This is a genomic window from Bacillus sp. DX3.1, from assembly GCF_030292155.1.
GTDB lineage: Bacteria > Bacillota > Bacilli > Bacillales > Bacillaceae_G > Bacillus_A.
In genome coordinates, this window is the sequence record NZ_CP128153.1 from 1,473,419 (window position 1) to 1,486,147 (window position 12,729).

The 12,729-nt window shown below is 37.4% G+C and carries 14 protein-coding genes and 1 pseudogene; all 15 read left to right on the forward strand.

Going from position 1 to position 12,729, the window contains the following annotated elements; all coding sequences use genetic code 11:
- The first annotated feature begins 60 nt into the window (after positions 1–60).
- The 15 genes and pseudogenes from QRE67_RS07350 to ndk all read left to right on the forward strand — a co-directional run bounded on the left by QRE67_RS07350 (position 61) and on the right by ndk (position 12,701).
- Positions 61–671, forward strand: a pseudogene (locus tag QRE67_RS07350) (YphA family membrane protein).
- Entirely contained in the window at positions 664–1,557 is an 894-nt protein-coding gene (locus QRE67_RS07355; RefSeq protein ID WP_286124246.1) for a YIEGIA family protein, read from the forward strand. Before QRE67_RS07350 ends, QRE67_RS07355 begins: the two are co-directional and overlap by 8 nt.
- A complete protein-coding gene (locus QRE67_RS07360; protein WP_286124247.1) occupies positions 1,554–1,739 on the forward strand; it encodes a capping complex subunit for YIEGIA in 186 nt (61 codons plus the stop codon). The genes QRE67_RS07355 and QRE67_RS07360 overlap by 4 nt, the downstream gene beginning before the upstream one ends.
- A gap of 125 nt (positions 1,740–1,864) precedes the next feature.
- A complete protein-coding gene (gene der, locus QRE67_RS07365; protein WP_286124248.1) occupies positions 1,865–3,175 on the forward strand; it encodes a ribosome biogenesis GTPase Der in 1,311 nt (436 codons plus the stop codon).
- An 18-nt stretch (positions 3,176–3,193) separates the two neighbouring features.
- Positions 3,194–4,216, forward strand: a complete 1,023-nt coding sequence (locus QRE67_RS07370) for an NAD(P)H-dependent glycerol-3-phosphate dehydrogenase (protein ID WP_286124249.1) — start codon at positions 3,194–3,196, stop codon at positions 4,214–4,216.
- Between the two features lie 275 nt (positions 4,217–4,491).
- Complete coding sequence (locus tag QRE67_RS07375) at positions 4,492–4,743, forward strand: stage VI sporulation protein F (RefSeq protein WP_286124250.1); 252 nt, start codon at positions 4,492–4,494, stop codon at positions 4,741–4,743.
- 337 nt (positions 4,744–5,080) lie between these two features.
- Positions 5,081–5,284, forward strand: coding sequence for a DUF2768 domain-containing protein (locus tag QRE67_RS07380; protein ID WP_286124251.1), 204 nt, complete (start codon positions 5,081–5,083; stop codon positions 5,282–5,284).
- 111 nt (positions 5,285–5,395) lie between these two features.
- Positions 5,396–6,106: a YphF family lipoprotein gene (locus tag QRE67_RS07385; RefSeq protein WP_286124252.1), complete on the forward strand. Its 711-nt coding sequence runs from the start codon at positions 5,396–5,398 to the stop codon at positions 6,104–6,106.
- A 260-nt stretch (positions 6,107–6,366) separates the two neighbouring features.
- The gene (gene spoIVA / locus QRE67_RS07390; RefSeq protein ID WP_286124253.1) at positions 6,367–7,845 is read left to right on the forward strand and encodes a stage IV sporulation protein A; all 1,479 of its coding nucleotides are present in this window, start codon (positions 6,367–6,369) and stop codon (positions 7,843–7,845) included.
- Between the two features lie 353 nt (positions 7,846–8,198).
- Entirely contained in the window at positions 8,199–8,471 is a 273-nt protein-coding gene (gene hbs, locus QRE67_RS07395) for a non-specific DNA-binding protein Hbs (protein ID WP_286124254.1), read from the forward strand.
- 121 nt (positions 8,472–8,592) lie between these two features.
- The gene (gene folE, locus QRE67_RS07400) at positions 8,593–9,162 is read left to right on the forward strand and encodes a GTP cyclohydrolase I FolE (protein WP_286124255.1); all 570 of its coding nucleotides are present in this window, start codon (positions 8,593–8,595) and stop codon (positions 9,160–9,162) included.
- 324 nt (positions 9,163–9,486) lie between these two features.
- Positions 9,487–10,239: a heptaprenyl diphosphate synthase component 1 gene (locus tag QRE67_RS07405; RefSeq protein ID WP_286124256.1), complete on the forward strand. Its 753-nt coding sequence runs from the start codon at positions 9,487–9,489 to the stop codon at positions 10,237–10,239.
- Between the two features lie 183 nt (positions 10,240–10,422).
- On the forward strand, positions 10,423–11,136 hold the full coding sequence (locus QRE67_RS07410; RefSeq protein WP_286124257.1) for a demethylmenaquinone methyltransferase: 714 nt from the start codon (positions 10,423–10,425) through the stop codon (positions 11,134–11,136).
- Between the two features lie 31 nt (positions 11,137–11,167).
- Positions 11,168–12,130 (forward strand): heptaprenyl diphosphate synthase component II, encoded by a 963-nt coding sequence (gene hepT, locus QRE67_RS07415; protein ID WP_286124258.1) that lies wholly within the window; start codon positions 11,168–11,170, stop codon positions 12,128–12,130.
- Positions 12,131–12,254: 124 nt separating this feature from the next.
- Entirely contained in the window at positions 12,255–12,701 is a 447-nt protein-coding gene (gene ndk, locus QRE67_RS07420) for a nucleoside-diphosphate kinase (protein ID WP_286124259.1), read from the forward strand.
- Positions 12,702–12,729 lie beyond the last annotated feature (28 nt).

The window sequence follows — 12,729 nt, forward strand, 5'->3', positions numbered from 1 at the left end:
GAAGAAAAGGATTAGCTTTCATAAAAAGTTCCCATAATGGAAATGATAGGAGGTGTAAGTATGGATGGAAGTTATTTTTATTTTTTAGCGTGGCTGGGCTGGATTATTACAACATTCTTTTTGAAAAAAGAGGCATTTAGATGGAAAGTGAGCGCAGTTTTATTAGTATTTATCATTTGTTCACAAATAACCGTATCGATTGCCTCTTTCCCTATAGCAGCAAATGCTCTCTTACTAGGTACCATTTCATTTCTTGGTATCGCTTTTTATTCTATATGGAAAAAAATATACGCCTTACTTTCGGCACTTATCATCGCTATGTTATATGCGAGTTTTCATTTATTAGAGATGTACGATCCGATTTGGATTGTCATGGATCGGACATGGATGTTAAGTGGTATTCTTGTGTATGCATCTATTTTATTACATCGAGACCGGGTGTTACGTCTATGCTCTTTATATGCGGGGGCATTACAAGGGGAGATATTAGTCACATTTATTTTTCACACACTCCGTTTTCCATATCAACTTGGTAGTTTGACATTTTTTGATATCATCGCTGTTGCTACGTTATTTTTTACGATTTTGTTTTGCATCGTAAAAATGTCGGCATCTATGGGGCAATTGAAGAAAAAACATGTAAAGGAAAGGCAAGGATAACATATGACTGAATATACACCAGCCATTTTATGTGGCGTGATTGCGGGGACAGTAACGCGAATTTTGATGCTTCGTACAGATACAAGACAGTATCCGACGCGTTTACATGGAAAGATTATTCATGTTGCAATGGGGTTAGTTGCAGCGGCTTTAGGAGCAATTGCAATACCGTCTATCTTGAAAAAAGATTTTTCTGCTATTACCTTTCTCACATTAGCCGCAACGCAATTTCGGGATGTACGCAACATGGAACGTAATACGTTGCAACAGTTGGATGGTTATGAGCTTGTACCACGAGGAAATACATACATAGAAGGAATTGCACTTGTGTTTGAAAGCCGTAACTATTTAGCTATGTTAACAGCGTTAGTTACAACGTTTGCATATATAGGGTTTCATTCATGGATCGCTGGTGTTGTAGCCGGAATCATCGGATTCTTTATTGCAAAAGTATTAATGTCTGGCAAAAGACTGCATCATCTTGTAGACATTGAGCATGCTCCACTTCGTTTTGAAGGAGCGGGGCTTTATATTGATAATATTTATATTATGAACATTGGATTACCAGCAAGGCAAGAAGAAATTATGAGATATGGAATGGGATTTATTTTAAAACCAAAATCTGTTGATGCACAGGTAACGATAGCGAATCTCGGTCAACGCCAAGCGATTTTACATGATATTTCTGTTGCTTTAGGTGTGTACCGAGACTCAGGAACACCGGCACTTGTACCACTTGCTAAGCGCGATTTAGAAGATGGACGGGTCGGCGTCTTTGTATTGCCTCAAGATCAAGATATAGAGAAAGCGATTGGTGTTATTGGGAATGTACCGACGTTAGAAAGCGCGGTTCATATGTCATCAGAAGCTCCGAAAGGAAGGGGAGACGTACGATGATATTAGAGAGTTATATTCTTGCAGTTATTACAACAACCCCAGAAAAATTTGCTGGAGGAGCCCCGTTATTTGTATGTGAGTCAACGGAAGAAATGGAATTTGTCGCAAATAATTTAGAAGCGATTTTAGATGGTATTGCACACCGCTTACAAGAGAATCTATATATTATTGTGAAACATTAGGAACGTGTGTTATAATATGAGATGTTTTGATATGATAATAAATATTTCTGGAATGCAAATCCCTTCTTGCACAAAGAAGGGTTTTTTACATAATAAACAGAAGCAAGTTGAAAGGATGAAAATATATGCCGAAACCAGTAGTGGCGATAGTAGGACGTCCGAACGTAGGGAAATCTACTATTTTCAATAGAATTGTTGGAGAGAGAGTTTCAATTGTAGAAGATATCCCAGGTGTAACGAGAGATCGTATTTATAGTTCGGGAGAATGGTTAAATCATGAATTTAATATTATTGATACAGGCGGAATCGATATTGGAGACGAGCCATTTTTGACACAAATTCGTCAACAAGCTGAAGTTGCGATCGATGAAGCGGATGTTATCATTTTTATGACGAATGGTCGCGATGGTGTAACAGCAGCGGATGAAGAAGTTGCGAAAATTTTATACCGTTCGAACAAACCAGTAGTACTTGCGGTTAATAAGGTCGATAATCCAGAGATGCGCAGTGATATTTATGACTTTTATGCGTTAGGATTTGGCGAGCCATTTCCAATCTCGGGTACACATGGTTTAGGTTTAGGGGATTTATTAGACGAAGCAGCAAAGCACTTCCCGAAAGTTGAAGAGGAAGCATACGATGAAAAAACAATTAAATTCTCATTAATTGGACGTCCGAACGTAGGGAAATCATCAATGGTAAATGCACTCCTTGGTCAAGATCGTGTAATTGTTAGTAACATAGCTGGTACAACACGTGACGCGGTTGATACACCGTATAGTAAAGATGGTCAAGATTATGTCATCATTGATACAGCGGGGATGCGTAAAAAAGGTAAAGTATACGAGAGTACCGAAAAGTATAGTGTACTTCGTGCACTCCGAGCAATTGAACGATCTGACGTTGTTTTAGTTGTGTTAGATGGTGAAGAAGGTATTATTGAACAAGATAAAAAAATTGCTGGTTATGCACATGAATCAGGACGTGCTGTTATTATTGTTGTTAATAAGTGGGATGCAGTTGAAAAAGATGAAAAGACAATGAAAGCATTTGAAGAAAACATCCGTGCTCATTTCCAGTTTTTAGATTATGCGCCAATTGTATATTTATCTGCAAAAACAAGAAAACGTACGCATACATTACTTCCAGTTATTAATGAAGTAAATGAAAGTCATAGCATTCGTGTACAAACAAATGTATTAAACGATGTGATTATGGATGCGGTTGCGATGAATCCAACGCCAACACATAATGGTAGTCGTCTGAAAATTTTCTATGCAACACAAGTTGCAGTAAAACCACCAACATTTGTTGTATTCGTCAACGATCCAGAATTAATGCACTTTTCATATGAACGCTTCTTGAAAAACCGTTTGCGTGAAGCATTTGGTTTTGTAGGAACACCAATTAGAATCATTTCAAGAGCACGAGACTAATGGAGGGGATGTGATTTTATGAAAAAAATCACAGTAGTCGGAGCAGGTAGCTGGGGAACAGCGTTAGCGATGGTATTAGCTGACAATGGTCATGATGTACGTATTTGGGGAAATCGTTCAGAACTCATGGATGAAATCAATATGAAACATGAGAACAGTCGTTATCTTCCAGGGATTACATTGCCAAGCACAATCGTAGCCTACTCTTCTTTAGAAAAAGCACTAGTAGATGTAGACACAGTACTTTTAGTTGTACCAACAAAAGCGTACCGAGAAGTATTGCAAGATATGAAAGAAATTGTTTCAGAACCAATCACTTGGATTCATGCGAGTAAAGGGATTGAACCAGGTACTTCGAAGCGGATTTCAGAAATGATTGAAGAAGAAATTCCAGCGCACCTTATTCGTGATGTTATTGTCTTATCAGGGCCAAGTCATGCTGAAGAAGTAGGACTTCGTCAAGCGACAACTGTTACATCAGCTTCTAAGCGTATGGAAGCAGCTGAAGAGGTACAAGATTTGTTTATGAACAGTTACTTCCGTGTATATACGAATCCTGATATTATCGGTGTGGAACTTGGTGGAGCATTAAAAAATATTATTGCACTAGCTGCAGGGATTACAGATGGTCTTGGGTTAGGTGATAATGCGAAAGCGGCTCTTATGACGCGTGGTTTAACGGAAATTGCTCGTTTAGGAAGAAAGATGGGTGGGAATCCGTTAACCTTTGCTGGCCTAACCGGAATGGGTGATTTAATCGTAACTTGTACAAGTGTGCACAGCCGAAATTGGCGTGCTGGTAATATGCTTGGAAAAGGCTGTTCACTGGAAGAAGTATTAGATAGTATGGGCATGGTAGTCGAAGGTGTGCGAACAACGAAAGCCGCGTATGAAATGGCGCAGAAAATAGAAGTTGAAATGCCAATTACTACGGCTTTATATGATGTATTATTCAATGGGAATAATGTGAAAGATGCAGTGGGCTCATTGATGGGGCGTGTTCGCAAACACGAAGTAGAAGCTATACCAGATTTATTATAAGTAAAAGCTGTGTAAGTGCAAAAGCACTTACACAGCTTTTTTGTTTTCTATAGGATGTTCAAAAAGTCCGGTAAAGATAGCTGCCTTATTTCTTCGTTACGTTGCTAGTCCGGTACTCATGTAGTTCAATTCTACACTCCGTATCCTCCTGGCTTCTGCGCCTCGAACTGCTCGGCTATCTTTATCCTCCTTTTTGAATATGTACTTCTAGGTCTTTTCACCATTTGTTTCTTTTTGCATACGATGAAATGTAACTTGAAGAGAGGGTGAAGGAAATGGATAATAATATTTTCAATAACATTGAGAAAGAAGCGAAAGTAAATAAAGATGATATTTTTAAATTAGCGTCATCTGTACAGAATGCAAACTTGCGCGATGAAAAAGTACTCCGTCAATTAATTCATCAAGTTGCGATGATGGCTGGGCGAGAGGTGCCAAAAGAGCAAGAAGATCAAATTGTGAAAGCAATTATAAACAATAATATGCCAACAGATTTTAGTTCATTAAGCAAAATGTTTAAAAAATAAAGTATGATAAACCCCTGTTTAATGGATTGCATATGATAGTTATGAAGGAATGAATGTGGAGCTGTTTGTGGGCATATTTGGTCGACCGAAGTGAAGAAGTTACATTCGCTTCGGTTTTATTTTGTTATATCTCACTTTTACGGGACCGTAAAAGCGGAAGTCCAGCAAGTAGGTGGAGGATAATTGCTCCTAATTGGTGGGAGTTTTTCATCAGGGAAGAAGAAAAATCTAACTAATGAAAGTGTTGCTTTATAATAAAATAATTAATTCTATTTGTTTAAATGTTTTAATTTGTTAAAATAATAGAAAAACAATATTAAAGTAAAGGAGTGTATATATGTCTGTTGGACTGGTGAAAATGTGGTTTTCTTTAGGGGCAATGGGATTAATGTTTGTTGCAGTTCTGTCTATTTTATTAAGTCGGCATAAAATGAAGAATAAGATTTTGAAAGGGATTACAGCATTGCTTGCCTACACGCTTATGATTGTATCTGGAATTGTTATTTTTCTTGTTGTATTTAGTGGACCAGTTGAACAATAATGGCTACACGAATCGTAATCACATCTTATTTCCAGATAGATTTGTAGGAGGTAGGTGGGAATAAGAATATTGTATGAAGGAATTAGCAAGAAATTAAAGGATGGATTGTGTGTGAAAAAAACATGTATGATTTTAATATTTTGTTGTATAAGTATTTTATCTGGCTGTATGTACCCGAAAGAGAGCATAAAGCAAAATGCTGTCCCGTATGAAGATCAGCTGCAAGCTGTCCAAAAGGCGGTCAATACATATAAGGAACAAAATGGTGGTTTATTACCGATTCAAACGCGCGATATGGATACGCCTATTTATCAAAAATATCCGATTGACTTTCAAAAAATTGCTCCGCGCTATTTACAAGAGGCGCCTGGAAATGCGTATGAAAGTGGTGGTGTGTATCAATATGTATTAGTAGATGTTGAAACAAATCCAACTGTTAAGTTGATTGATGTACGTATGGCGGAACAAATTCGCGATGTCAAGTTGAGGCTACAAATGTATCGGGATGAACACCAATATCCCCCATTTAAAAAAGTAATTGCTGATGGGGTATATGAGCTGGACTTTAAGAAAATTGGGTATAAAGAAGTGCCGCAAGTAACGAGTCCGTATTCTGGAAAAAATTTACCGTTTGTAATTAATGAAAAAGGAGAGATTTTTGTCGATTATCGAATGGATTTATATGAAATGCTACAAAAGGATGGAGGTAAAGTGCGAGAAGGAGAAGATATTCGTAGTTTGCTTGTAAAAGATGCGCCATTTGTACCTGCATATTCTTTGCCATATACGGTAAAAGATGGAGAACCAATTTTTTTTAAGTGATAAGTCATGAACCTTTCTTCTAGCGAATAAGTTCTAGAAGAAAGGTTTTTTAATTGTAAAAACAACTTGAGATGCAAACAAAAAGTTCTTTTTAAATAGTCATATGAATTTAGGACAAAATCATATGATATATTGTCCGAACCTCAAGAATATCTATATGTTATATCGTATATTATGAAACATGTAATGAGACATCAATGAGGACGATTGTTTGAAAGTACAATTATATTATTCCCAAAAATTTTGAGGGAGGGAATCACTTGGAAAAGGTTGACATTTTTAAAGATATCGCTGAGCGCACAGGCGGTGATATTTACTTAGGGGTTGTAGGGGCTGTTCGAACAGGGAAGTCAACATTTATCAAAAAATTTATGGAGCTTGTTGTTATTCCAAATATCGAGAATGAATCAGATCGTCAGCGTGCACAAGATGAATTACCGCAAAGCGCTGCAGGACGTACAATTATGACAACAGAGCCGAAATTTGTTCCAAACCAAGCGGTTTCTATCCAAGTGGATGACGGTCTTGATGTAAATATTCGATTAGTAGATTGTGTTGGTTATACGGTTCCAGGAGCAAAAGGTTATGAAGATGAGAATGGTCCGCGTATGATTAATACTCCTTGGTATGAAGAACCGATTCCGTTTCATGAAGCAGCTGAAATTGGAACACGTAAAGTCATTCAAGAACACTCTACTATCGGGGTTGTTATTACCACTGACGGAACGATTGGAGAAATTCCAAGACGAGATTATATAGAAGCAGAAGAGCGCGTTGTAAATGAGCTCAAAGAAGTTGGAAAACCGTTCATTATGATTATTAATACCGTACAGCCGTATCACCCAGATACGGAACAGTTGCGACAAAACTTATCTGAAGAGCATGATATTCCTGTATTGGCAATGAGTGTAGAAAGTTTAAGAGAAGCAGATATATACAATATATTGCGGGAAGCGCTATTTGAGTTCCCGGTCTTAGAAGTAAACGTAAACCTCCCAAGCTGGGTAATGGTACTAAATGAAGGGCACTGGTTACGTCAAAGCTATCAAGAAGCTGTTCAAGAGACAGTGAAAGATATCAAGAGGCTTCGCGATGTAGACCGTGTTGTTTGGCAATTTAGCCAGTATGAGTTTATTGATCGTGCAAGTCTAGCAGGAATTGATATGGGTCAAGGTGTGGCGGAGATTGACTTATACGCACCAGATGAAATGTATGATCAAATTTTAAAAGAAGTTGTTGGCGTAGAAATTAGAGGGAAAGACCATTTGTTAAAACTTATGCTGGACTTTGCACATGCGAAAACAGAATATGATCAAGTTGCAGATGCGTTAAGAATGGTGAAACAAACTGGTTATGGTGTAGCTGCTCCTGCTTTAGCTGATATGAGCTTAGATGAGCCGGAAATTATCCGTCACGGATCACGATTTGGTGTGAAATTAAAGGCGGTTGCCCCCTCTATTCATATGATTAAAGTTGATGTTGAATCTACATTTGAACCAATTATCGGCACTGAAAAGCAAAGTGAAGAGCTTGTTCGGTACTTAATGCAAGATTTTGAAGATGATCCGCTTTCTATTTGGAATTCTGATATCTTTGGACGTTCGCTTAGTTCAATCGTTCGGGAAGGTATTCAAGCGAAGCTTTCTTTAATGCCAGAAAATGCACGGTATAAATTGAAAGAAACGTTAGAAAGAATTATTAACGAAGGATCTGGTGGATTAATTGCCATTATTTTATAGAAAAAGACCCCTGAAAGCAGGGGTCTTTTTTGCCTGTCGTAAAGGGTTTGATTGTTTTAATTCGCCTGTATAGAGGCTTTTTGATGTGAGTTTTACTAGGATTGATATAGAAAATAAATAGCAATTATCTAATACTATGTAGCATATTGTCAAGTTTCATCAGTTTTTCACATTTTCAGGGTAACAATTTCTTTAAAGATATTGAATTATGCCAGAGAATCGTATAATATAGGCGTTGATAATGATTTATCTACATCTTTGTAGTATAGAATTTGTAAAAATTGCCTACAAATGAAAGTAAGACTCATTTTATGATCATTATACAGTCTTATCTTTGGGAGGAGGTGAATGGCATGAACAAGACAGATTTAATCAATGCTGTTGCAGAAACAAGTTCCCTTTCTAAAAAGGACGCAACAAAAGCAGTTGACGCTGTTTTTGATTCCATCTTAGAAGCTTTAAAACAAGGTGATAAAGTACAACTTATCGGATTCGGTAACTTCGAAGTTCGTGAACGTGCGGCTCGTAAAGGACGTAACCCACAAACTGGTGAGGAAATTGAAATCGCTGCAAGTAAAGTACCTGCATTCAAACCTGGTAAAGCGTTAAAAGATGCGGTTAAATAATCCTTACATATTAACAGGAAAGAAGAGTTTCCTTTTTGGGAACTCTTCTTTTTGCATTTAAAATCATAAATATGCTAGAATGTGTTCGTATCACTTTTAGGTTTTTCGGGAGGGCTAGTGGATGGCAAAAGTTAACTTAGAACAAATCGAACATGCAGTGCGCCTTATTTTAGAAGCGATTGGAGACGATCCGAATCGTGAGGGAGTACTAGATACCCCAAAACGTGTTGCGAAAATGTACGCAGAAGTATTTTCAGGTATGCATGAAGATCCAAAGGAACACTTGCATAAAGTGTTTGGGGAAGACTATGAAGAGCTTGTATTAGTAAAAGATATTCCTTTCTATTCGATGTGTGAGCATCATCTTGTTCCTTTTTATGGGGTTGCTCACGTCGCATATATTCCGCGTGGTGGAAAAGTAACAGGCTTAAGTAAACTGGCACGTACAGTAGATACAATTGCACGTCGTCCACAACTACAAGAACGTATTACATCAACAGTAGCTGATTCTATTATGGAAGTGCTAGAACCACATGGTGTGATGGTTGTTGTTGAAGCGGAACATATGTGTATGACAATGCGTGGGGTGAAAAAACCTGGTGCGAAAACTGTAACAACAGCAGTGCGTGGTGTATTAGAAAATGATGCAGCAGCACGTGGTGAAATTTTGTCTTTCATTAAGACAAAGTAAAGAAAAGCGGGAAACTGCTTTTCTTTTTTATTTACTCTTTTTTTATAAGTATCAGATCTCCACTGCAAGGGTGTGTGGAAATTAGGTTATAGCTTTTAAGTGGTCGTATGTATACTCATACAGCGAAATTTTTCTTAGTGTGGGATTTTACTACCTGTCAATGCGGGATAAACTGATAGGTGAATGATTGTTGTCTTTTAAAGAAAGTTGTATGAATAGAAGGCTGATTTTGGGTTTGTTTTGTTTCACCAAGTTTAGGTTATAGAAAATAGAATGTATGTGTTATAATAGGTTTTATGAATTAGAAAACAAGGGTGATTTTTTGTGTGTGACATCTACGGAGGGTATGCGGATATTAAGGAGCAGTTGCTATCGAGGCTGCGCCATCCTTATTTTATAAACTATATTGAAGAACCATTTATTGATGAAGAGAAAGTAGTACTTTTATATGCAGCTTTAAAAAATGCAGACTTACATAAGGAACAGATTGAACACTATGTATTAACGATAATGCTTGTACAAATTGCTCTTGATACGCATGAAAAAGTATCAAACAAAGAAGAGGAAGAAACAAGGGAGTTTCATAAGCGCCGCCAGCTTACGGTACTAGCAGGTGACTACTATAGTGGGCTTTACTATTACTTGCTTTCGATGAATCGTGATATTGTATTGATTCGTGCACTAGCTGAAGGAATTAAAGAAATTAACGAACATAAAATTATGTTGTATCAGAAAGCGTACGAAACAGTTGATGAAGTAATCGAAAGTGTCGTGACGATCGAATCAGCACTTTTACAAAAAACATGTGATCATTTTCAGTTATCACACTGGAAACCATTTATATCAAGTGTACTCGGAAGCAATCGTCTTCAAAAAGAGTATCAATTGCATGCTGAAAAACAGAATGCACCTGTTTTTCAAGCAGTTCAAGCAATTCTATCAAATGATGATATGAAAGTAGAAAAGGCATACAAAAATCGGTTGGAAGAAATGAACAAACAAGAAGTTGCATTTCTGCAAAACCATCAAGAAATTTGTTCGTTAGTTTCTACTTTAAAAGATAAAGTGAAACTTTGATCAGTGGGGATTTGCGTCATTCCCCACTGATCATTAGCCCTGACCAATCGGGCTTTTACGGGCAGTTTATCCCCCACCTAACTTCTTGACTTTCTGCCGAATTTTGAGGTGGGGTATTACTGCTCGTTAATGCGGGATAAATTGAAAACATAAGCGATTTTATATTGGAAGAAGGGTAAGAGCATGCAACAATCAAAAGAAGAAAGAGTACATGACGTATTTGAGAAAATCTCTGGTAAATACGATGTAATGAATTCAGTTATTAGTTTTCAAAAGCATAAGGCATGGCGGAAAGAAACGATGCGGATCATGGATGTGCAGCCTGGAAGTATGGCATTAGATGTATGTTGCGGGACTGCTGATTGGACAATTGCACTTGCTGGCGCTGTAGGAACTACGGGAAAAGTATACGGTTTAGACTTTAGCAAAAATATGTTATCTGTTGGTAAAGAAAAAGTAGAGGCTCTAGGGTTGAAACATGTGGAACTTATGCATGGAAATGCAATGGAACTGCCGTTTGAAGATGATACGTTTGATTATGTAACAATCGGTTTTGGACTTCGCAATGTTCCTGATTATTTGCATGTATTAAAAGAAATGAACCGAGTTGTAAAACCAGGTGGGAAAGTTATTTGTTTAGAAACATCACAGCCAACGATGATTGGTTTTCGTCAGTTTTATGTTTTGTATTTTAAATACATTATGCCGTTATTCGGAAAAATGTTTGCGAAAAGCTATAAAGAATACTCTTGGCTGCAAGAGTCTGCAAGCACATTCCCTGGGATGAAAGAATTAGCAAAGATGTTTGAAGAAGCGGGATTAGATCATGTGCAAGTGAAACCATTTACGTTTGGTGTAGCAGCTATGCATTTAGGATTTAAGCCAAAATTAAAATAGAAAAAAGACGTTTTAGGTTAAGGTGAACAATATGAAGTTACAACTTATGTACTCTTTTTTACGATCGGATATTGATATAATTGAAAAAGAATTAAAAAAGATTGTTGCTTCTGAGCAGCAATTGGTGGAAGAGGCGGCACTGCAACTCATTGAAGCTGGTGGAAAGCGAATCCGTCCTGTATTTGTATTGCTTGCAGGGAAATTTGGGGAATATAAGCTGGATACGATAAAACATGTTGCAGTTGCTTTAGAGCTCATTCATATGGCTTCTCTTGTTCATGATGATGTAATTGATGCAGCGTTTTTACGAAGAAGTAGTGCAACGGTAAATGCGAAATGGGGCGATCGTATTGCAATGTATACAGGAGACTATTTATTTGCAAAGTCTTTGGAGTGCATTACAAATCTAGAAGTTCCGGAAGCTCATCAAGCATTATCATATACAATTTTAGAAGTGTGTAAAGGTGAAATCGAGCAAATTAAGGACAAGTATGATTATAATCAGAATTTAAGGACGTATTTACGACGAATTAAGCGAAAAACAGCATTATTAATTGCTGCTAGTTGTCAGTTGGGAGCAATCGCTGCTGGGGCTGATCGGGATACAGTGAACCGTTTATTTTGGTACGGTTATTTTGTAGGCATGTCGTATCAAATTATTGACGACATTTTAGATTTTGTCTCAACAGAAAAAAAACTTGGAAAACCTGCTGGCGGCGATTTGTTACAAGGAAATGTGACACTTCCGGCTCTGTATGCGATGGAAGATCCAAAGCTTCGTGCGAAAATTGTATCGGTCCATGAGAATACACCTGCAAATGAGATGAAAGAGATTATCGATGACATTAAAGGGAGCCCGGCAATTGATCAGGCATTTGCATTTAGTGAACGTTATTTACATAAAGCTTTAGAAGTGATAAAACCGTTGCCTCGTGGACAAGCGAAATACGCATTGCAAAATGTTGCAAAGTATATCGGAAAACGAAAATTTTAATTGTTTTTTCTTAAAAATAAAATAATCTCTCCATTTTAAAACTATTGCACAATTGTGATAAGGGTGTTACTATGTGTGTGGGGATATACAATTACATACATAATTCAGAAGTGGAGAGATTTTTATGGAAAAAACATTTCTAATGGTAAAACCAGACGGTGTACAACGTGCTTTCATTGGGGAAATTGTGGCTCGTTTTGAAAGAAAGGGCTTTCAATTAGTTGGTGCAAAGTTAATGCAAGTAACACCAGCAATCGCTGGCGAGCATTATGCTGAGCATAGAGAAAAACCTTTCTTTGGTGAATTAGTGGATTTCATTACATCTGGTCCTGTATTCGCTATGGTATGGCAAGGTGAAGGTGTAGTAGATACTGCTCGTAACATGATGGGGAAAACAAGACCACATGAAGCGGCACCTGGTACAATTCGCGGTGATTTCGGCTTAACAGTTGCGAAAAACATTATTCATGGTTCTGATTCTCTAGAAAGTGCTGAGCGTGAGATTGGTATTTTCTTTAAAGAAGAAGAGTTAGTAGATTACTCGAAATTAATCAACCAATGGGTTTACTAATTATTTTGAAATAATTTGTAAACGCTTT

What these genes read in the sequence shown, in the direction of transcription:
- QRE67_RS07355 (WP_286124246.1), top strand. Translation starts at nt 664, where the DNA reads ATGACTGAATATACACCAGCCATTTTATGTGGCGTGATTGCGGGGACA.
- QRE67_RS07360 (WP_286124247.1), top strand. Translation starts at nt 1,554, where the DNA reads ATGATATTAGAGAGTTATATTCTTGCAGTTATTACAACAACCCCAGAA.
- der (WP_286124248.1), top strand. Translation starts at nt 1,865, where the DNA reads ATGCCGAAACCAGTAGTGGCGATAGTAGGACGTCCGAACGTAGGGAAA.
- QRE67_RS07370 (WP_286124249.1), top strand. Translation starts at nt 3,194, where the DNA reads ATGAAAAAAATCACAGTAGTCGGAGCAGGTAGCTGGGGAACAGCGTTA.
- QRE67_RS07375 (WP_286124250.1), top strand. Translation starts at nt 4,492, where the DNA reads ATGGATAATAATATTTTCAATAACATTGAGAAAGAAGCGAAAGTAAAT.
- QRE67_RS07380 (WP_286124251.1), top strand. Translation starts at nt 5,081, where the DNA reads ATGTCTGTTGGACTGGTGAAAATGTGGTTTTCTTTAGGGGCAATGGGA.
- hbs (WP_286124254.1), top strand. Translation starts at nt 8,199, where the DNA reads ATGAACAAGACAGATTTAATCAATGCTGTTGCAGAAACAAGTTCCCTT.
- folE (WP_286124255.1), top strand. Translation starts at nt 8,593, where the DNA reads ATGGCAAAAGTTAACTTAGAACAAATCGAACATGCAGTGCGCCTTATT.
- QRE67_RS07410 (WP_286124257.1), top strand. Translation starts at nt 10,423, where the DNA reads ATGCAACAATCAAAAGAAGAAAGAGTACATGACGTATTTGAGAAAATC.
- hepT (WP_286124258.1), top strand. Translation starts at nt 11,168, where the DNA reads ATGAAGTTACAACTTATGTACTCTTTTTTACGATCGGATATTGATATA.
- ndk (WP_286124259.1), top strand. Translation starts at nt 12,255, where the DNA reads ATGGAAAAAACATTTCTAATGGTAAAACCAGACGGTGTACAACGTGCT.